The 18,725-nt window shown below is 52.5% G+C and carries 20 protein-coding genes; 8 read left to right on the plus strand and 12 right to left on the minus strand.

The annotated features are described in order from the left end of the window. Positions 1 to 233 precede the first annotated feature (233 nt). From V7775_RS20880 to V7775_RS20895, 4 genes are all read left to right on the plus strand, one after another. Positions 234 to 1,214: an alpha/beta fold hydrolase gene (locus V7775_RS20880; protein ID WP_335753865.1), complete on the plus strand. Its 981-nt coding sequence runs from the start codon at positions 234 to 236 to the stop codon at positions 1,212 to 1,214. A 92-nt stretch (positions 1,215 to 1,306) separates the two neighbouring features. After that, a complete protein-coding gene (locus V7775_RS20885) occupies positions 1,307 to 1,819 on the plus strand; it encodes a hypothetical protein (protein ID WP_335753866.1) in 513 nt (170 codons plus the stop codon). 21 nt (positions 1,820 to 1,840) lie between these two features. After that, positions 1,841 to 2,941 carry an alkene reductase gene (locus tag V7775_RS20890; protein WP_335753867.1) on the plus strand — a complete coding sequence of 367 codons (1,101 nt, stop codon included), beginning with the start codon at positions 1,841 to 1,843 and terminating at the stop codon, positions 2,939 to 2,941. Positions 2,942 to 3,042: 101 nt separating this feature from the next. Continuing rightward, positions 3,043 to 3,642, plus strand: coding sequence for a carboxymuconolactone decarboxylase family protein (locus V7775_RS20895; RefSeq protein WP_335753868.1), 600 nt, complete (start codon positions 3,043 to 3,045; stop codon positions 3,640 to 3,642). A gap of 81 nt (positions 3,643 to 3,723) precedes the next feature. Here V7775_RS20895 and V7775_RS20900 read toward each other — a convergent pair whose 3' ends face one another. The 3 genes from V7775_RS20900 to V7775_RS20910 are packed head-to-tail and all read right to left on the minus strand — an operon-like array spanning position 3,724 to position 5,023. After that, positions 3,724 to 3,912 (minus strand): hypothetical protein, encoded by a 189-nt coding sequence (locus V7775_RS20900; RefSeq protein ID WP_335753869.1) that lies wholly within the window; start codon positions 3,910 to 3,912, stop codon positions 3,724 to 3,726. A gap of 6 nt (positions 3,913 to 3,918) precedes the next feature. Next, positions 3,919 to 4,542, minus strand: a complete 624-nt coding sequence (locus V7775_RS20905) for a DUF1295 domain-containing protein (RefSeq protein WP_335753870.1) — start codon at positions 4,540 to 4,542, stop codon at positions 3,919 to 3,921. 10 nt (positions 4,543 to 4,552) lie between these two features. Next, complete coding sequence (locus tag V7775_RS20910) at positions 4,553 to 5,023, minus strand: DUF2269 family protein (protein WP_335753871.1); 471 nt, start codon at positions 5,021 to 5,023, stop codon at positions 4,553 to 4,555. 89 nt (positions 5,024 to 5,112) lie between these two features. On the opposite strand from V7775_RS20910, the gene V7775_RS20915 reads away from it, so the two are divergent. Then, entirely contained in the window at positions 5,113 to 5,658 is a 546-nt protein-coding gene (locus tag V7775_RS20915; protein ID WP_335753872.1) for a TetR/AcrR family transcriptional regulator, read from the plus strand. Positions 5,659 to 6,144: 486 nt separating this feature from the next. Next, on the plus strand, positions 6,145 to 6,831 hold the full coding sequence (locus V7775_RS20920) for an IS6 family transposase (protein ID WP_335753966.1): 687 nt from the start codon (positions 6,145 to 6,147) through the stop codon (positions 6,829 to 6,831). 150 nt (positions 6,832 to 6,981) lie between these two features. Here the strand turns inward: V7775_RS20920 and V7775_RS20925 are convergent, their stop codons facing one another. The 7 genes from V7775_RS20925 to V7775_RS20955 form a co-directional block, all read right to left on the minus strand. Beyond that, complete coding sequence (locus tag V7775_RS20925; protein ID WP_335753873.1) at positions 6,982 to 8,601, minus strand: dihydroxyacetone kinase subunit DhaK; 1,620 nt, start codon at positions 8,599 to 8,601, stop codon at positions 6,982 to 6,984. A gap of 8 nt (positions 8,602 to 8,609) precedes the next feature. Then, the gene (locus V7775_RS20930; RefSeq protein ID WP_335753874.1) at positions 8,610 to 9,605 is read right to left on the minus strand and encodes an ABC transporter ATP-binding protein; all 996 of its coding nucleotides are present in this window, start codon (positions 9,603 to 9,605) and stop codon (positions 8,610 to 8,612) included. Further along, on the minus strand, positions 9,598 to 10,695 hold the full coding sequence (locus tag V7775_RS20935) for an ABC transporter ATP-binding protein (RefSeq protein ID WP_335753875.1): 1,098 nt from the start codon (positions 10,693 to 10,695) through the stop codon (positions 9,598 to 9,600). The genes V7775_RS20930 and V7775_RS20935 overlap by 8 nt, the downstream gene beginning before the upstream one ends. Before the next feature lie 3 nt (positions 10,696 to 10,698). Beyond that, on the minus strand, positions 10,699 to 10,899 hold the full coding sequence (locus V7775_RS20940; RefSeq protein ID WP_335753876.1) for a hypothetical protein: 201 nt from the start codon (positions 10,897 to 10,899) through the stop codon (positions 10,699 to 10,701). Next, positions 10,896 to 11,834 carry a carbohydrate ABC transporter permease gene (locus tag V7775_RS20945; protein ID WP_335753877.1) on the minus strand — a complete coding sequence of 313 codons (939 nt, stop codon included), beginning with the start codon at positions 11,832 to 11,834 and terminating at the stop codon, positions 10,896 to 10,898. The genes V7775_RS20940 and V7775_RS20945 overlap by 4 nt, the downstream gene beginning before the upstream one ends. Beyond that, complete coding sequence (locus V7775_RS20950) at positions 11,831 to 12,778, minus strand: carbohydrate ABC transporter permease (protein WP_335753878.1); 948 nt, start codon at positions 12,776 to 12,778, stop codon at positions 11,831 to 11,833. Before V7775_RS20950 ends, V7775_RS20945 begins: the two co-directional genes overlap by 4 nt. Positions 12,779 to 12,918: 140 nt before the next feature. Then, positions 12,919 to 14,241: an ABC transporter substrate-binding protein gene (locus tag V7775_RS20955; RefSeq protein WP_335753879.1), complete on the minus strand. Its 1,323-nt coding sequence runs from the start codon at positions 14,239 to 14,241 to the stop codon at positions 12,919 to 12,921. Positions 14,242 to 14,444: 203 nt separating this feature from the next. On the opposite strand from V7775_RS20955, the gene V7775_RS20960 reads away from it, so the two are divergent. Together V7775_RS20960 and V7775_RS20965 are read left to right on the plus strand one after the other, a co-directional pair. Next, the gene (locus V7775_RS20960; protein WP_335753880.1) at positions 14,445 to 15,485 is read left to right on the plus strand and encodes a LacI family DNA-binding transcriptional regulator; all 1,041 of its coding nucleotides are present in this window, start codon (positions 14,445 to 14,447) and stop codon (positions 15,483 to 15,485) included. A gap of 460 nt (positions 15,486 to 15,945) precedes the next feature. After that, positions 15,946 to 17,283: a hypothetical protein gene (locus V7775_RS20965; protein WP_335753881.1), complete on the plus strand. Its 1,338-nt coding sequence runs from the start codon at positions 15,946 to 15,948 to the stop codon at positions 17,281 to 17,283. 90 nt (positions 17,284 to 17,373) lie between these two features. Here V7775_RS20965 and V7775_RS20970 read toward each other — a convergent pair whose 3' ends face one another. Continuing rightward, the gene (locus V7775_RS20970) at positions 17,374 to 17,724 is read right to left on the minus strand and encodes a hypothetical protein (protein WP_335753882.1); all 351 of its coding nucleotides are present in this window, start codon (positions 17,722 to 17,724) and stop codon (positions 17,374 to 17,376) included. Positions 17,725 to 18,176: 452 nt separating this feature from the next. Continuing rightward, positions 18,177 to 18,710 carry a DUF1697 domain-containing protein gene (locus tag V7775_RS20975; RefSeq protein WP_335753883.1) on the minus strand — a complete coding sequence of 178 codons (534 nt, stop codon included), beginning with the start codon at positions 18,708 to 18,710 and terminating at the stop codon, positions 18,177 to 18,179. Positions 18,711 to 18,725: the final 15 nt, after the last annotated feature.

Genomic DNA, 18,725 nt, shown 5'->3' on the forward strand with positions numbered 1-18,725 from the left:
GCGCGGTTGTCATCACGGTCGAGGCACTCGATTGGAATTGCCCGCAGCACATCCCGCAACGGATGACGATGGAAGAACTGGAACCACAGCTTGAACCTTTACGTGCGGAATTGTCCCGCCTGAAATTCGAAAACGAAAAGCTGAGATTGACGCTTGGTCAGAACGACTGATCCTCGCGCCATTCCCAGCCCATAAACCTACTTCATTTCTACACAAACAAGGAAGAAACCCAAATGTCCTATGCCTTTAAATCAACCCTAAGCGCGAGCCTTCTGGCGCTTGTCATCGCATCACCTTTCATGACCCCCTCGTCTGCCATGGCAGCAGAAACCGTCGTTAGGTCAGACGCCACACAAGCATCATTTCGCTCAGAAATCATTGACGGCCAGAGCATTGCCTACCGCGAGGCCGGAGACCCTTCGAACCCGACCGTATTGCTGCTGCATGGATTTCCGACCTCATCACACATGTTTCGTAACCTGATCCCCGAGCTGGCCAAAGACTATCACGTCATTGCCCCTGATTATCTAGGCTACGGTGCCTCCGACATGCCGGACGCTGCCGATTACGAATACTCGTTTGCCAACACAGCAGATATGATTACCCAATTGCTGGACCTGAAGAACGTTGGAAATTACTCTGTCTACTTGATGGATTACGGCGCGCCTGTCGGGTTCCGCATGTTTGCAGAACATCCTGAAAGGGTCTCCGGTTTCATCATTCAAAATGGGAACGCCTACGAGGAAGGCTTGAAGCAATTCTGGGATCCACTCAAAGCCTACTGGGCCGATCCCTCTGCTGAAAATGGCGACCCGTTGCGCGGCTTTCTGGGAATTGATGCAACCAAGTGGCAGTTCACCCACGGCACACAAAATTCCGAGGCAATCAGCCCGGACAACTTTTGGCATGTTCAATACCTGTTAGACCGCCCCGGCAATCAGGAAGTCCAGCTTGAGATGTTCTTGGATTACGGAACCAACGTTGCCGAATATCCTAAATGGCAGGCCCTGTTTCGCGAACACCAGCCACCAACGTTGCTGATGTGGGGCAAGAATGACCACATTTTCCCGGCCGATGGCGCGCATCCTTACAAACGCGACCTAGAGAATTTGGAGTTCCACTTGCTCGACACAGGTCACTTTGCACTTGAGGAATATGGCAGCGAGATTGCGAGTCAAATGATCGAGTTCTTGGACGAAAACGCCAAGCCATAAGCGTCCACACCGAAAAGAAACGGCCAAACCCGATACCGTGTTGGGTTTGGCCGAAGCGATCCAAAATGCCCCCTGAACTTGGAGTACAAACTATGGAAACCGTCGGGATCTTTGGCATTCAATTTGTCCTGAGCGTAATTGTCTTTGCCCTCATCGCCAGATGGTACGTCGCGCCATGGCTGTCTGAAAAATCAACGCAATTTGCATTGGCAACATTGATCCTTCCACATGCCTTTCGCCACATTGGTCTGACATTTCTAACCCCGGCAGTCGTCAGTGAGGCGATGCCAAGGACCTTTGCAATGGGGGCAGGCTACGGAGACTTTGCCAGCGGCCTTCTTGCCATATTGGCACTGGTCGCGCTGCACAGAAACTGGGCATCGGCCTTCACGTTGGTCTGGGTATTCAGCATTGTCGGCACGCTCGATTTGCTAAATGCACTGCGCCAAGTCGACGCTGTCCCGCATTTTGGTGCCGCTTGGTACATCCCAACTTTCTTGGTGCCCTTGTTGATCGTCACCCATGTCATGGTTTTTGCCCGGCTCGTGCGCCGTAGTCAGACCAGTCTCAAATCAACTCACTTGCAGCCCGCTTCCGCCCACTGACTTAACCCAAAGGATACTAAGATGACTTACCCCACCTTATTTGACGGCCTGCGTTTGGGTGATCTTGACCTGCCCAACCGCGTTGTGATGGCACCGCTGACCCGAAACCGGGCATTGCCTGTTGGCGATGTGCCCCATGTGCCCAATGCGGAATATTACGCGCAACGCGCAAGTGCAGGGCTGATTATCACCGAAGCCTCACAAATTTCGCCCGAAGGCAAAGGCTATGCCTGGACACCCGGCATCTATAGCGACGCACAGGTTGCAGGATGGAAACAGGTTACCGATGCTGTCCACGCAAAACAGGGCCGCATTTTTGTTCAACTTTGGCATGTGGGGCGCATTTCTCACACGTCGCTTCAGCCTAACGAACAGGCACCCGTTGCGCCCTCAGAACTGGCGGCCGAGGCACACACCTTTGATGGGCAAGCTTTAGTTCCGACATCGACGCCACGCGCGCTGGATCTATTCGAAATGGCACGGATCGTTGATGATTACCGCAAGGCCGCCATCAATGCCAAAAACGCCGGGTTTGATGGGATCGAACTGCATGCCGCAAACGGCTACTTGTTGGATCAATTCCTGCGCGATGGGTCGAACAAGCGCACCGATGCATATGGGGGTTCGGTTGAAAACCGCAGCAGAATTCTGGTTGAAGTGCTTGAGGCATTGACCGAAATTTGGCCGGCTGGTCGCATTGGCATTCGCCTAAGCCCCTTCTCTAGTGCTGGGGGCATCAGTGACAGCGACCCGATGGCGACGTTTTCCCATGTCATCAAAAGTGTAGACAAATTCGGACTTGCCTATCTGCACCTTGTTGAAGGCGAAACTGGCGGTACCCGCGAACTGCCCAAAGGTGCAGACATTGCCACGCTTCGAGCGTTGTTCAAGGGGACCTACATGGCCAACAATGGATACAATCGCGGCCTTGCGGCAAAAGCGGTCGGATCAGGTGAGGTCGACCTTGTTGCCTTTGGTCGTCCATTTATTGCCAACCCCGACTTAGTCGAAAGGCTAGCGCAGAATGCAAACTTGAACGAAGTTGACCCTGCAACACTTTATGGTGGTGGTGCTACAGGATACACGGATTATCCGGTTCAAAACGCAAGCGTTTTGGCCTGATCGGCATCAACAAAATCAATAATCTCACCAATTGCGCCGGCGAACTCATTCGCCCGGGCGCGGTAAGAAATCACTTCACCCCCCCCAATAAGGAAAATACGATGACCGCCGAATACAAAATAGGACTACCCCCTATGTCCAACAAAGCCGCAACTGGTGTCGCCAAAAAGATCATCGACGCCACCCAAGCAAAACTGGGATTTGTACCAAACATGTATCGAACGATGGCCAATTCAGGCGGCTATCTGAGCACTTATGCCCATGGTTACGATGCCTTTCGGCAAAGCTCAGGCTTCACGCCAGTCGAACAGGAATTGATCTTCCTTGTCATCAGCCGAGAGAATGGTTGTGACTATTGTACTGCCGCGCACAGCATGATCGCAGACAAGGTCGCGAAGCTTGATGCTGACACTCTTGCAGCCGCGCGATCAGGCGCAGCCTTGGCCGATGAAAAACTGGACGCACTTGCATCATTCACGGCGCGCATCTTTCTGTCACGCGGATTGATCACAAAAGCCGAGGCCACAGCATTCTTAACGGCCGGTTATGAAGAACGTCAAATCATGGAGATCGTTTTAGCCGTTTCGGTAAAGACGCTGAGCAACTACTCCAACCACATCTTCCACTCTGAACTGGATGATGCGTTCGAACCCTATGCAGTGCAAAACGATGGTTTCGACGCGCTCCAGAAAAGCGCCTGAGGCTTTGAGCTGGGAGGATTGGCAAACTTTCGTCGCCGAATAAACTGATACACGGGCGAGAACCGAAGCCCGCCCGTGTATCTATTTTCGCGCCTCTACTTCGTAGCGCTGTTCGTCTGCTAGAAAATCCAAAACCTTAAGCGAGGGGTGAGTCAAAAGGCGACGTAGGTTGAACGGCCAGAACGTATCAATGGCGTTAACCCGAGAACGGCCAGCAGACACCTCAGTAGATGGATGGAACGAGCTTGGCAGTCTTGGCGGCGTATTCATCAAATTCTACGCCGTACGCTTCGACAGATATCTATCCAAAGCTGGGACGTGAAAGAACACGAAGCCTGCTGTCACGAAGACCGGGATGCCCCAAGCGAACATGGATGCCGCCAGTATGGCCCAACCGGTAAATAAAACACTGTCACCAAAGTAGTTGATATGCGTTGCATATCCAAACAACCCGTCGGTGTAGCAATGGCCCTTTGACGATGGTTTTTTCTTCCATTGCCAGCGTTGGAGCTCGGATCCCGTGTTCAGATATGACCCCAGCAGAACCAGCGCGACGGCTATCCCGTCCAAGCTGCCAAGCTGCGTCGGGGCATCGTCAAGGATGCCCGCACCGAGTAGCACAAAACCAATTTCAAAAATTGCCATAAAAACTGAAAGACCAAACACTTCGGAATATGCGACTTGCCGCTTGAGCAGCACAAACAAAGTCACGCAGTGTCGCGCCCAATACAAGATGGCGCAGAGCGCGAGAAGGCGTGCGCGCATCGGATTAGGCCAATCAATCGATCCAAAAGCCAGCCAAATGCAGGTTGCAACGATGCAAGCATGGATCAAAGCGAAGCTTAGTTTTTGCGAAAATGATCTATCATAATCGCGATTAACACCACCGGAATCGGCCATTAGATACTCCTTAAAACGGCTTGAAGATCATGAGGGAAAAAGCCGCTAAGGACATCACCAATGCGCCAAAGCCGATGGGCGCGGCTTTCAAGAATGAGCGGTCATAGTCAGCGGGTAGAACGCTGTCGTGGATGGTAGCGGCCTGATTTGCAATACTGTGCAATCGGCGCTCCAACCGAAGCCCAAGCAGATAGGCGGCAATCAAAAAGATGCTCAAGACAACTGATATGGATAGCCATATTTCTGCCAGTCCGTAGCCGGTTAAAGTCATCAACCAATAGCCGGATAGGGGGATAGTCAGCAATGATGGACCCATTATCAACCGGTTGACCAACAGTACTGCCTTCAACAATGCCGATGCTTCGAGGGGTGTCGATTCCTTTGCCTGAGCATGAATCAAGCCATTGATCACAGTTGCCCCCACCATCAGGGTCACAGCGAGAAAATGCAGGAATTTCGCAGCAAGGTATGGATCAGGCATTTTTATCGACCATCCGGACTATTTAATGATGCCTAGACGATACCGCCGCAGTCTGTCAATTGTTTTCGACCACATGGACGAGATACCTAATGCCCAAAATTGTTGATCGAGACAAATATAGGAAGGATCTCGCCGAACGCGCGGCAAGGTTCTTTTCGAAACATGGCTATGCTGGCGTTGGCATGCGCAGCATTGCCCAACATCTCGGCATGTCAAAGAGTGCTTTGTATCATTACTTTCCGACCAAAGAGTCGCTGTTCGTGGCGTCTACTGAATCTGTCATGAGCCGAGTTGAAGAGGCCCCTCTAGATGAAGCAACGACGGAGGCGGCACAGTTGCAGGTGTTAGTGGATTCTATGCAGGGCGATTTCGGACCAGAGATGGCTTTGGTATTTGAATACCTGCGTGGGAAAAACCCCGCGGAAATTGCGTCGGATGAGGCGATGCAACTATCACTTTCAACGTACCTGAAAACCGTCGAACGCATTGTTGGTCCCGAACGTGCAGTTGAAACGCTGTCAGTTGTTATGGGTCATCTCATGCTGGACTATTTATCCGGTGGAACGTTGGGTTGTTCTGAAGGGGGGGCATCTGGTCTGATCTCAGCAGAACTACCGTCATCCACAGACCATTGACGGCGTCACCACGTGGCGGATCGCGCCGGACAGACTGCTGGTCGAAGGGGCACCGGACCTGTCCGAGTTTGCGTCTTATACACTCGCGGTGCTGGACTTGAGCCACGCACGCGTGGCGATTACCCTGAGGGCATTCAACACTCAGTTCATAGAGTTATATTACATAAGATAGATTACAGGTTTTTTGGTAACGCTTTGATTTACATTAATAATACTACAAATGTGGACAGAAAATATACCTCACCCCTGGATTAAGGCCACGGATTTGGCGCGCACCTCTGCAAGCTCCGTTGAGGTAACTTGGCCTTTTCGCTTTGCTTTTCTCACTTTCCAATCAAGGCTTTTCACCTGATCTGCAAGTGCTGCGCTGGTCTGCGTTCCATCGATGACCATTTCGAATGGTTCTGTCGCAAAGTTTTGGAGTTTGTTGGGCTGGAGCGCGCATGGTAGTTGCTGGTGTCTGAGTTTGAAAACGAGTGCCCAACCTTGACGATTGAATTCAAAGGGAACCATTTCCCGAAGAGCGTGATTCTGTACGCGGTGTTTTTCTATGTCCGCTACGGTGTCTCGTATCGCGATCTCGAAGAGATCATGGCCGAACGCGGCGTTGTAATCGACCATGCCACGCTGAACCGCTGGGTAGTGAAATTCTCGCCGCTGATTGCTGCACATGCCCAGACTAGAAAGAGGCCGACAACTGTCTCTTGGCGGATGGACGAGACATACATCAAAGTTCGCGGCAAGTGGACATATCTGTACCGTGCCGTAGATCGGGACGGGCAAACGCTTGATTTCATGCTGTCGGAGCGCCGCGATACCGCCGCTGCGCGTAGGTTCTTCAAGCGTGCCGTCGGTACCAACGGCGTCCCAGATCGGATTGCCCTCGACAAGAGCGGTGCCAATTTGGCTGGTCTGCAAAGTCTAAACGTCATCCTCAAATTCACAGGAGTTGGTCGGATCATTGGTATCGTTCAATCCAAATATCTCAACAATATCGTCGAGCAGAATCATCGCTTTATCAAGCGGATTACGCGGCCAATGCTCGGCTTCAAAGCGTTCCATTCAGCGGCTGCTACGTTAGCCGGAATCGAAACCGCGCACATGATCCGCAAGGGCCAACTAGACCAGACGGGCACCTCCGTATTCAAGCAGTTCACTGCCCTCGCTGAATAAGTGTGTCCAGTGAAGACGGGTTTCGGTCGGCCAAAAACTTTGCGACAGAACCCTCGTGCGTACCTCGCGCGCGATGGACCAACCCGACCAGATTATGTTCTTGCACTCTCTGTGCAAGAACCGTGTTCAGCGCTGTGCGCAATTGATGTTTCACGATGCCAAGTGCTCGAACAGGCGGGCAACAGCTTCTGCACCTGGGTCAATGTGGCCCTCCAGCTGTTCAGCGTTGATATACGTTGCGCGGCCCGCCTTTGCGGTTGTCAAAGTTGCTGTGTAGTCTGCACCCTTGCGCGCAGCACTCGCCGCAGACGTGATGCCTGCATCCAGCGCGTCAAGCGCAGGTGCCAACGCATCCACCATTGTTCGATCACCTGGGTTCGCACCGCCAACTTGGCGCATCCGTTCCAGTCCAGCCTGCAAAGCGGCACGCATTGACTGCCCCGATGCCGATGCATCCCCCGCCGCCGCAAAGAAGATCGCCAACAACACGCCGGAAGACCCGCCCATCGTCTGGCTCAATTCTAACCCGATCGCGCGATAAAGTTGGGTTTGATCTGCCAATGGTAATGTGTCCATTGCCTCAATCAAAGCATTGGCGGCTGTAGCAAGCGTTGATCCTGTATCACCGTCACCAGACTTCGCGTCCAAGACGTTTAGATCGGCCTCGGATGCTATCAAAATCTCACAGCACGTTGTCAGGAATGCTTTCGTTGCGGGATGTGGCGACGCGGGCGTGCGGATCGGCGACAGACCGTCAGGCAACGGAAGTACTTTTGAGGCCACTCGCGAGTTGCAGCCCGGCCAACCAACAACATCGACGGGCCGCAATAATAACGTGTCATCATCTTTCGTTAACTCAACCACAGATATCGAAAAACCGTGCATATCCAATGCAGTCATCATCGCAGACGGCCCAACGATATATTTGATGCGATCCCCGATGTCCGACTCCAAAAGGTCCTGTGTCAGGATCGACATTTCCAAAACGGATGCACCACCTAGGTTGTTGATCAACACGCAGTACGGCGCATCTGCCATTGTCGCGGCAAGCTTTTCCACAACTTTTGTAACGGCGTCTTTCGCGCCAGATGATGCAACCTGTTGGACCCCTGCTTCGCCGTGAATGCCCAAACCGAGTTCGGCCATCCCTTCCGGAATGCGATTTTCTTTAGGCGACCCTGGTACCGTACAGGTGTCCAATGACATGCCAATACTACGGCTGTTCTTGATCACGCGCTTTGCGGCCTTGGTGCACTCCTCAAGTGACGCGCCGTTCTCTGCCAGGGCTCCCGCGATTTTATGCACAAAGAGAGTACCTGCCAAACCGCGCGCTTGTGGCAAATCTGGAAGCGCGACGTCATCGTCCAAAATCACCATCGACACCTTGTGTCCAAATGCGCGTGCACGTTCGGCGGCAAGACCAAAGTTCAGTCGATCACCGGTGTAGTTTTTAACAATCAACAGACACCCTGCCGGTCCCGTCACGGCCAATATGCCAGCCAGAACAGCGTCTGCTGATGGGGAGGCAAATACGTCACCGCAAACCGCCGCCGTCAACATGCCAGCCCCGACAAAACCCGCATGCGCGGGTTCATGACCAGACCCGCCACCCGACACCAATGCAACTTTGGACTTGTCCCAATCATTGCGCACCACAACACGGATATGTGGGTAGCCGTCAAGGCGCGTCAGCTTGCCGCCCGAGGCTGCAATCGTTCCGTTGATGGCGTCTGTCACCATGTCTTCTTTTTTGTTAATAAACTGTTTCATGGTTTCCCTTACGCAACGCGCGCGCCATCGGCGCCAAAATAGAGTGCTTCGTGCGGGCGAATTTTAACGATGTCGCCCGCTTTAAGATCGGTGTGTGCGTCTGTGACCGTGATCAAATCATGCGACTTGAATGACAGATGCAGGCGCGTTTGATCACCAAGGTGTTCAACACGGTGCACGGTGCTGTCTTGGCCCTCCCCTTGTAAAATCTGTTCAGGGCGCAAACCGATATGCGTCGCCGCAACAGGTGCACCGCCAAAGATATCGGCGGGCAGCACATTAATGCGTGGCTGACCAAGACGGCTGGCGGCGTAAACGCTGACAGGGTTTTCATACAATTCACGCGGCGTGCCGAATTGCACAAGCTTGCCCTGATCCAGAACGCCTACGTGGGTCGCCATTGTCATCGCCTCAATCTGATCGTGCGTGACGTACAGTAGCGTTGCACCGGAATTCGCCTGAATGCCCTTCAATTCAATCCGCAAGTCTGAGCGAAGTTTGGCGTCCAACGAACTCAGCGGTTCATCCATAAGATACACCGAAGGTTGGCGCACCAAGGCACGACCAATCGATACGCGCTGCATCTCTCCGCCTGACAAGGCCGTCGCTTTGTTGTCTAGCTTATGGCTGATCTGCAGGACCTCGGCGACCTCGTTCACTTTGCGGTCAATTTCGGGCTGTGGAGTGCGCAAGATCGGCGATTTAAGAGGAAATTCAAGATTTTGGCGCACAGTCAGATGCGGGTAAAGCGAGTATTGCTGAAACACCATCGTCACATCACGTTGTGCGGGCGTCATCCCTGACATGTCACGCCCACCAATTGTGATGCCGCCCGTGTCGGGCTTATCAAGGCCCGACACCATTCGCAGTGTCGTCGTTTTGCCTGCACCCGTAGGGCCAAGCAGAACGACAAATGAACCGTCGGGGATGATCATCGAAACATCATTCAGCGCAATATCCGCACCAAAGGACTTGGACACATTCGTAAGGGCTACTTCAGCCATGGGACAACACTCCTTGGTTGGCATGACTGCGCAAAGCGCGCCCTGTCGATGCATCGAAAATAGTTACGGTGCGCGCATCAAATCGCAGGCCAACCTGCTCGCCCACTGCGATATTTTTCAAAGCCGCCTCGCGTGCTTTGATCTGACCGTTTGGTGTATCGAGCGTGATGATCTGCGTCGTGCCAAGGTATTCTGTGGCGACGACTTTGCCCCGGTAGGCGGCGGCATCATCAAGATGAACATGTTCTGGACGCACCCCAAACGTGAGGTCACCAGATGCACCATCCAGCAATTTGGGCATATCCAGCACAGCATTATCAAGCTGGATAGATGCCTGCCCGCCCGCAACCTGACCTTTGAAATCGAGAAAGTTCATACAGGGTGAACCGATAAATTGGGCGACAAATTTTGTTGCAGGCCAATCATAGATTTCTTGCGGCACGCCGAATTGTTCAACGGACCCGTGGTTCATCACGACAATCTTGTCGCCCATCTGCATGGCCTCAAGCTGGTCATGTGTGACGTAGACCGTCGTTGCATTCATACGATCATGCAGGGCGCGCAGTTCTTCGGACATGTGTTCGCGAAATCCTGCATCAAGTGCGCCCAATGGCTCGTCCATAAAGAACGCCTTGGGGTCGCGCACGATCGCGCGACCAAGTGCGACACGCTGACGATCACCACCAGACAGCCCACCAACAGGTTTCTTGAGAATGTCCGTAATGCCAAGAATTTCTGCGATCTCGCCCACCTTTTTGCGGACTTGCGCCTTTGGCATCCCCTGACATCTCAACGGATAGCTGATGTTTTTGCCGACATTCATGTGCGGGTACAGAGCGAACATCTGGAATACGAAGGCAATGTCACGCTGGCTGGCTGGCTTTTGACCGACCTCCTCACCATCAATGTAAATCTCGCCCGATGTCGGCAGCTCTAGCCCCGCCATCATCCGTAGCGTCGTTGTTTTACCGCAGCCCGAAGGACCAAGCAGCATGAAGAATTCGCCATCTTCAATCGTGAACGTCGAGGATTTCACCGCATTGAACGATCCGAAATCCTTGCGCACGTTTTCAATTCTAATTTGTGCCATTGCTCACTCCGGGAAATGGCTGACGATGATGAACATCACCGTGCCGACAAGGGTTACGATGAAGGAGTAGCTGTAGAGGCCCAGCAGAAAGGGCTGCATCAACATGAAGACCCCCAATGCAATCAGAATGGTCGCCAGCATTTCCCACGACCCGCGGCGAAACCGCACAAGGCCTCTTATGAAGGTGCTTAGATAGGTGATCATTTGCGAACCGCCCCGAATGTGATCCCGCGCAACAGATGTTTGCGAAGCAGGATGGTGAAGACCATAACAGGCACGAGAAAGATCGTCGCACCCGCCGCAACAGCTGGCCAGTCTTTACCGCTGGTGCCGATGATTGTGGGGATGAACGGTGGCGCTGTTTGCGCCGTGCCGGACGTCAGCAGAACCGCAAAGGCGTATTCGTTCCATGCAAAGATCAGACAGAAGATTGCCGTGGACGCGATACCCGTGGCCGCCTGCGGCAGGACCACTTTGTAGAACGCCTGAAACCGTGTGTAGCCGTCAATCAGGGCCGCCTCTTCGTACTCGATCGGAATCTCGTCAATGAATCCTTTAAGGAGCCAGACGGAGAGCGACAGGTTCACCGCCGTGTAAAGCAGGATCATGCCAAGATGCGTGTCGTTTAGCCCCAAGTTGCGGAACATCAGGAAGATCGGAATGGCGACCGCGATGGGTGGCATCATCCGCGTAGACAGGATGAAGAACAACAAATCATCCTTAAGCGGTACCTTAAAGCGGCTGAACGCGTAGGCCGCAGCCGTGCCCAAGATCATACAAAGTAACGTAGATCCAAACCCGATGATGACCGAGTTCAAGAACCGCTCACCGTAGCGCGATGGGCCGGAGATAACCGTACCGCGATTGCGTGTGATTTCATCGTACCATGTCACTGCGGGTCCTGCGGCCTCAAGCATATCCGGTGTCGCGCGCGTCCGTTCGGTGAACAGGTTCACATACCCCTCCAAGCTCGGCTCGAAAACCACCACGGGTGGGTAGGCAATAGAATCTGCGGGGGATTTGAAACCCGTCGCAACAATCCAAAGAAGTGGGATCAAGGTGATGATCGCGTACAGAACAACGGCAATACCGGCGAACCATTTTGTGCCCTTCGTGGGCTCTGTGGCTGAATAGCTCATCGTTCTTTTACCTTATTCAGGGCTTTGACATAGATCGAGGCAAGGCCAAAGACGGTCACAAAAAGGATCACTGCATAAGCACTTGAATACCCCGTTCGCCATTTCTCAAACGCCTCACGCTTGAGGTCGATAGAGGTCAGCGTTGTTGTATTACCTGGCCCTCCACCCGTCAGTTGCACGACCAGATCGAACATCTTGAAGTTTTCTATCCCGCGAAACAGCACGGCTAACATCAGGAACGGCAGCGCCATCGGGATGGTGATTGTCCAGAATTGGCGCCATTTGCTGGCACGGTCACATTCAGCGGCCTCATAAATGCTGTCGGGGATCGATCGCAGCCCCGCCAAACAGATCAGCATCACAAACGGCGTCCACATCCAGGTGTCTGCAATGACAATGGCCCAAGGCGCGAGGTGAACATCACCAATCATCGAAAAGCTGGCCGGATCAGCGCCCGTAAAGAACGCGACTACGTAGTTAAATAGGCCAATTTGCGGTTGGTATAGAAACGTCCAGAAGTTACCGACAACCGCAGGGGACAGCATCATCGGAAACACGATGATGGTCGTCCACATATCGTTGCCTTTGAATTTTTTGTTGATCAGGTAGGCCAGCGTAAAGCCGATCAGCACCTGTAACGTGATCGTCCAGATCAGGAAATGCGCCGTCGCCTGCATGGTGTTCCACACATCAGGGTCGGTCAAAATGCGTTGATAATTGCGCAGGCCCACCCATTCGACATCATTGTTGGGGCGGTTCACACGAAAGTTGGTGAAGCTAAGGCGGATCGTCCAGATCAGCGGAAAGATGTTCACGGCCAGCAGTAAGAACACTGTCGGCGCGACGAATATCCACGCGATGGTGCGGTCCGAGAGGCCCTTGATGCGGCGGGCTACGCCGTCCGGAGTTTTGGCGGCGACCCTATCGATGGGGGAGTCTGTCATATCGGAATTCCTTCAGACGCGAATGCGGCCCGTGACGTATAAATTATTAGGCAAAAGCCCCCTCCAACCGACGTGTTGATATCGATTGGAGGGGGAGTACCAGACGCCCAACTCAGGAAGGGCATCCGACAGGGAGGCGGTTACAACTTGCCTTCGTCCTCGAAGACTTCGGACCAATCACGAACCAAACCGTCAAGTGCTTCTTGCGCAGTGCCTTCGCCAGCAATGACGTAGCTGTGCATACGTTCCTGCGTGGCAATCAGAAGGTCCGCGTAGGCAGGCTCTGCCCAGAAGTCTTTGACGATCGCCATGCTATCGAGGAACGTCTGTGCATACGGTTGGCTGGTTGCGAAGTCAGGGGCTTCGACCACCGCGCGCAATGCAGATGCACCGCCCAGATCCCACCAACGCTGCTGAACTTCAGGCTGGGCAAACCACTGGATGTATTCCAGCGCCGCGTCCTGCTTTTCAGAATATGCAACAACCGAAATACCCTGTCCACCAAGCTGGGCGAACTGACCAGCGGGACCTGCTGGGTTCGGGAAGTATCCAGAGTTACCGCCACCAACTGTTTCATCAGCTTCCACACCGGGCCACACGAACGCAAAGTTCATCTGCATTGCAACCTGACCGGAACGGAAAGCGTCAATGTTTTCGCCCATATACCAGTTGGACGAACCCGGAGGCGTACCAACGTCATAAAGTTCCTTATAGAACTCAAGGCCCGCAACCGCGCCTTCGGAATTCACGAACCCTTCTAAATCATACGGCTGATCAGGGTTTTCATATTCGAAACCGAAGTTATAGAGCGCGTTTGTGACGCCCATCGTGATGCCCTCGGACCCACGCTCGGTGTAGATAGCAGCGCCGTAAACTGTCGTGCCGTCAATGTCGCGCCCCTGGAAGAACTCAGCGATGTCTTTCAACTGGCCAAGGGTTTCTGGTGCGGCCAGCGCGTAGCCATAGGTGTCCATGAATTCGGTCTGAAGCTCTGGACGCTCAAACCAATCTTTGCGGTAGGTCCAACCAACAACGTCAGCATAAGCAGGCAGCGCGTAATAGTTCGGAGTGTTCTTTGGCCATTCAGCATAACCGGTTACGGTCGCTGGTAAGAAATCGTCCATACTAATGCCGTTCGCATCAAAGAAATCGTTCAGCTTTACGTAGTGACCGTTTTCAGCGCCGCCGCCGATCCACTGGCTGTCGCCGATCATCAGATCACACAATTGCCCGCCCGAATTCAACTCGTTCAGCATACGATCCGCAAAACTGGTCCAAGGAACGAACTCGAAGTTCATGGTGTGGCCAGACTGCTCTTCAAAATCTTTGCTCAGTTCAATCAGTGAATTTGCGGGGTCCCAAGCGGCCCAGCACAGCGTCAAATCCGTTGCATGACCGTCAGCCAAAGCTCCAGTTGCCATCATTGCACCAGCCGCGGCGTGCATCATCAGTTTCATTTTCATGAATTTATCCTCCCAAGGATTTGCTTGGGCCGACCTCCTCGTCGCGCCCTCTCATGAAAGCCTTCATAATGAGGCACGTGTCTCAAAACAACATAAAAATGAGACACGTGCCTCATCTTTTGATATCTTGATCGTAACTATGCTACATTGCTCTTACGATTGCAGGTTGGCAAAAGCCTGATAAATTAGAAGAAAGACCCAGAATGGCGCCGCAAAAACTCATGCTCAGGCCGACAACGAAAGATCTCGCAAAAGCGGCTGGCGTTAGTCGCGCAACTGTCGATCGCGTCTTGAATGACCGCGATGGCGTAAAGCAAAAGACCGTCGATCGCGTGCAACAGGCCATCAAAGATCTGGGATTCGTTCGCAATTTACAGGCAGCAAATTTGGCGAAATCTCAAAGTTATCGCTTTATCTTTGCTCTACCTCGATCAGGGGATCAGTTTTTAGAACGCATTGTGCAACACATAGAAGAGGCTGCGGAAATCTTCTCAACCGACCATATCTTTTGTGACGTAAGGCATATCAATGAAAATGATCCGCACAGCATTTCAGATTTTTTAGATAGCCTGTCCCCAAATGAGGTGACTGGCGTCGCGATTATGTCGCCAGAAACCCCACAGGTGCGCGACGCGATTTCACGCCTTCAAGATCGCGGGGTTGCAGCTCTGCCCTTTATATCAAACCAAACGATGATGGATGCTGACTGGGTTGGGATAAACAACCGTGCAGCAGGGGCAACCGCCGCGCTACTGCTCGGACAATTCATTGGGCCCAAAGCAGGCTCAATCATGGTAATCGCGGAAAGCATGCAGTCGCGCGACAGCCTCGAGCGTCGTCTGGGCTTTGATGAGGAAATGAACGCGGGCTTTGAACAGCTACGCGTCCTGCCGTCGCTCGAAACCTATGGCAATGAAATCCGCGCGGGCGAGATCATCGCTGCCAGCCTTGCAAGCAACCCTGACACCGTTGGAATTTACGTTATGGCATCTGAAGCACGCAAACCGCTCAGCATTCTTTATGATCTGGACATTGACCCATCCATCACCAAGATCGCCCATGAACGCACACCTTACACAGAGCATGCGCTTCGCACTCGCACGCTTGACGGGATCATCGCTCAAGATGCTGGACATCTCGTCCGCAGCGCCATTCGAAGGTTGAAAGGTAACGTAGATCAACGCCGCACTGTCGGATCACAAGAAAATATTCGCATCGACATTTTGCTTAGGACAAATATTTGATGAAAGCGTTGGACTAAAGCCAGACATGAACACGCTTATGCAGGAAAAACAAAACCTCAGCCGCATTTCCCCAGGAAAAGACTGACCCCTGCCCCTCACCCTTCTAGAAATTCTTCACCCTATTTGTCATATTGAACCTTATGCGTTTTTAGACCAAGCGGTAAAATTTCTGCTAGCCTTTCAAAAAACTACCTTCCCTTCTGACTCAGAGCTGCCGTTGGTTTTGTTGAGAGCTAGGTCGGCTCTGCGGACTAAGCGACCGTCCGCCTCTACCAGATAGATGACCGCTCCCAGCCCAAAGCAGACATAGCCGTTTTACACATTTGGGGGAACCGGACTTTCGCTGCGCAGTGCATCAAGATCTGCAATGCGGTGTTGTATCTTGTGGTCCGCGCAATGTTCTTGCCGCCAATAGCACTTCAGTGTCATCTGTTTTTTGATGAGTTCGAAAGGATGCAAAATGCCATTCATTAATAGTTCCGTACATACTTTTACCCAGGCCCAAAAAGATCAACGACAGTTACAAACGGCCACTTTTCCCAACCAAATTTCTGCTGGTTCATTTACCCCCCATTCGACGATTGTAGAAGTGGGCTGTTTTCAAACGAAACGTGTTAGAGACGCTCTGAAAGCGGGAGATTTGATGCCCGCTAGACATGACCTTCAGGTCCTTTGCCATGAGATGACCCACTGGTTTGACTTCTTTGGAACCGTCTGGGGACGAGATTACATTGGGTCAATTTGTCGTGCCTACCGTGCATTTGAACGTGGCGTTGAGACAGAATTTCCGAATATTATAAATCTCTTCGATAAAGATCGCCGGGTTCTCTCCCCGTCATATTATCGTTTCTCCAACGCTCCCTCTGCCCCGCATAGTAATGCAAGGCCATGGACAATCGACTATGTCTCTGGTGCAGAAATTGACCCAGACGGAAGCGTCCGCGAAGACAAGCCAATATTCATGGCGCGATATGGAGAAAATCCTTCGAGAAGGAACTTTGCCAGGCAACCGGTTTCCGTGGGTGCCTTGCTAGAGGTACGGGCGATAGCGGCGGAAATCGGAACGGCCATCACCGCGATTAACTCACACCCCGAAGAGGGTCCTCGAATTGTAGAAATGCACCGTGCCAATGCTGAGTTCAATGCTTTGGCTTACAATCACGACCTGATCGAATACAATACAGCGGCACACATTCTTTCAATACAATCGGGATCTAAGGAATTATTTCTCAGCAGTCGTTTGGCCGCCGCATTGGCGTTTATCGCCTTGAACATGACCAAAGGCGACTTCAAAAAACTGAAGGTGCCAAAGAGTTTTCAAAAGTTCGGAAAGCGGAACAAAGCATTCAAACAGAATCAAGATCGTGGATATGCTTTCGTTTGTATGGTTTTCAACGGCGGAAAGTTTGACGGTGATGAGGTTGAGTATGTTGAACGTTGTGTCTCGGCCTCTAATCTCGGCTCAACCATTGGCATTTTGGAACGAGCGGTAGAAGAGCTAAGATACCCAATCCGGTTTTCAAACGGGAGCGATATTACGGGTCATTTCTTTCGTGAATCCGCGATGAGTAGGGATATTCTGGCAGCTCACTGTGAGTTGCCTCAATATGTCACCACGCTGACGTCATTGATGTCCGACTTACGGATGGTTTGCCCTCCATTTATGGACGCGGATGCAAACTTTGTTGAGCTAAATGAAGGTCGATTGGATGGATACCGGCCCGGCCTGATGCATGACGCCTCCCATGCCCTGCATGACTACACACGCAATCTTTTGACAGGATGCAGGGGTGTTTAACTTTTGGTCTCGTCCCCAGAGGCGGACCTTAAAGCTTCTTGCCTCTAAGGTCGGCTTTGGGCCGTTCGTGTTACATAGTACGGAGCCGTCTTATACGTTGCAGTTTATAAAAAGTACGCGGAAATTATCTGGGACCAACCCACCCGGGGTTTCCTCGTCGCTGACCGTATCAACGGTGCCACCCAAGCTGGCACAGACCTTTTCAGGAGCCGCCGCAAGCTCTACTGGGGTCGTGTATAGCCGATCATAGGACAGGTTCGCCCCATCATCCCTACCTGCAGCACCCACATAGGCAATCCCCGCAATCCCCGAAGCCGCAAAAATCGTGTTCGCAATGCGAGCGTCGGCGGCGGCCCGGCGTGGATCATCCAGCGGGATCAATGGAGCAGACGCACAAGCAGACAATGTTAATGCAGCGACGGCTAATGTAATATATTTCATCAGTTATTTCCCTTAATAGGATTTAGGTCTTCAAAAGACCGTTGCATACCTTACTGCAAGACCAACCAAATGAACATGATTCCACACTAAGTCCGCAGTGTGTAGTTTGGCCTTCCTACGATGCTGCGCGATGAACGAATGTCTGCAAAGAGAAAGCTGCGCTGTGGCGACGACCGATGCCGCGAACGGCAGGTTTGGGCCGTTCGCGAGACTTTGCAAAGCACACTATCTGCGCATAGCTGCCATTGATGCAAATGGTGTCTAACGGCAGCTCCCAGCCCAAAGCGGACATGCTTATTCAACAGGTCGGGCGGGAAGCGGTACTTCGCCGCAGTTGCGAAGTATAGGTTCAACGTATGAGAAAGCAGACGTTTGGCAGCACGTGGCACTTTCAACAGCAGCGAACGGCAGTAAAGAGCCCAATTCGACCGATACTGCGATGTGGACAAATGTCAGCTTTTGCGAGTGAAGCCTTGTGAAGTAGTTGACATTTTTACGAGTTTTGAGACCGTATTGATGTTGCGGACGGTGCCTGCGGACATTGCTGCTAACCGTAATTTTGTTCGTCCCATCCCAGACGGATAGTGAATGAAAATCTCGCGCTCCCCGAGTTCGATTTTTTCATCAGCTGGTCCCTTTGTCTCGTCGATTGTTGTTGAAGGGGGAGAGGCATCGAGGAAGAGAACGCCAACCTTGCTTGGTTCGGCATTTGGGAAAGGGTTTGCGTCAAGTATTGCCTGCATCTCTTGAGCAGTGCGAACGATGACGCCAACAGGCTTGCCTGCATACGTTTCAAGTTTTTTCTCAAGTGCCTCTTTCACGGACGCTAGATCGTCAGCGGAAGAGAATACAAGATTACCAGATTGAATGTAGGTTCGCACGTCGGTCAAGCCTAGCGCTTCCGCCATGGAGCGCAACTCGGCCATGGGCAGCTTGCCAGTTCCGCCAACATTGACGGCGCGTAGAAGTGTTACGAGTGTTTTCATTCAACCATCATAACC

Source organism: Sulfitobacter sp. (assembly GCF_036960155.1).
Classification (GTDB): Bacteria; Pseudomonadota; Alphaproteobacteria; order Rhodobacterales; family Rhodobacteraceae; genus Sulfitobacter.

What these genes read in the sequence shown, in the direction of transcription:
- V7775_RS20880 (WP_335753865.1), top strand. Translation starts at nt 234, where the DNA reads ATGTCCTATGCCTTTAAATCAACCCTAAGCGCGAGCCTTCTGGCGCTT.
- V7775_RS20885 (WP_335753866.1), top strand. Translation starts at nt 1,307, where the DNA reads ATGGAAACCGTCGGGATCTTTGGCATTCAATTTGTCCTGAGCGTAATT.
- V7775_RS20890 (WP_335753867.1), top strand. Translation starts at nt 1,841, where the DNA reads ATGACTTACCCCACCTTATTTGACGGCCTGCGTTTGGGTGATCTTGAC.
- V7775_RS20895 (WP_335753868.1), top strand. Translation starts at nt 3,043, where the DNA reads ATGACCGCCGAATACAAAATAGGACTACCCCCTATGTCCAACAAAGCC.
- V7775_RS20900 (WP_335753869.1), bottom strand. Translation starts at nt 3,912, where the DNA reads ATGAATACGCCGCCAAGACTGCCAAGCTCGTTCCATCCATCTACTGAG.
- V7775_RS20905 (WP_335753870.1), bottom strand. Translation starts at nt 4,542, where the DNA reads ATGGCCGATTCCGGTGGTGTTAATCGCGATTATGATAGATCATTTTCG.
- V7775_RS20910 (WP_335753871.1), bottom strand. Translation starts at nt 5,023, where the DNA reads ATGCCTGATCCATACCTTGCTGCGAAATTCCTGCATTTTCTCGCTGTG.
- V7775_RS20915 (WP_335753872.1), top strand. Translation starts at nt 5,113, where the DNA reads ATGCCCAAAATTGTTGATCGAGACAAATATAGGAAGGATCTCGCCGAA.
- V7775_RS20925 (WP_335753873.1), bottom strand. Translation starts at nt 8,601, where the DNA reads ATGAAACAGTTTATTAACAAAAAAGAAGACATGGTGACAGACGCCATC.
- V7775_RS20930 (WP_335753874.1), bottom strand. Translation starts at nt 9,605, where the DNA reads ATGGCTGAAGTAGCCCTTACGAATGTGTCCAAGTCCTTTGGTGCGGAT.
- V7775_RS20935 (WP_335753875.1), bottom strand. Translation starts at nt 10,695, where the DNA reads ATGGCACAAATTAGAATTGAAAACGTGCGCAAGGATTTCGGATCGTTC.
- V7775_RS20940 (WP_335753876.1), bottom strand. Translation starts at nt 10,899, where the DNA reads ATGATCACCTATCTAAGCACCTTCATAAGAGGCCTTGTGCGGTTTCGC.
- V7775_RS20945 (WP_335753877.1), bottom strand. Translation starts at nt 11,834, where the DNA reads ATGAGCTATTCAGCCACAGAGCCCACGAAGGGCACAAAATGGTTCGCC.
- V7775_RS20950 (WP_335753878.1), bottom strand. Translation starts at nt 12,778, where the DNA reads ATGACAGACTCCCCCATCGATAGGGTCGCCGCCAAAACTCCGGACGGC.
- V7775_RS20955 (WP_335753879.1), bottom strand. Translation starts at nt 14,241, where the DNA reads ATGAAAATGAAACTGATGATGCACGCCGCGGCTGGTGCAATGATGGCA.
- V7775_RS20960 (WP_335753880.1), top strand. Translation starts at nt 14,445, where the DNA reads ATGGCGCCGCAAAAACTCATGCTCAGGCCGACAACGAAAGATCTCGCA.
- V7775_RS20965 (WP_335753881.1), top strand. Translation starts at nt 15,946, where the DNA reads ATGCCATTCATTAATAGTTCCGTACATACTTTTACCCAGGCCCAAAAA.
- V7775_RS20970 (WP_335753882.1), bottom strand. Translation starts at nt 17,724, where the DNA reads ATGAAATATATTACATTAGCCGTCGCTGCATTAACATTGTCTGCTTGT.
- V7775_RS20975 (WP_335753883.1), bottom strand. Translation starts at nt 18,710, where the DNA reads ATGAAAACACTCGTAACACTTCTACGCGCCGTCAATGTTGGCGGAACT.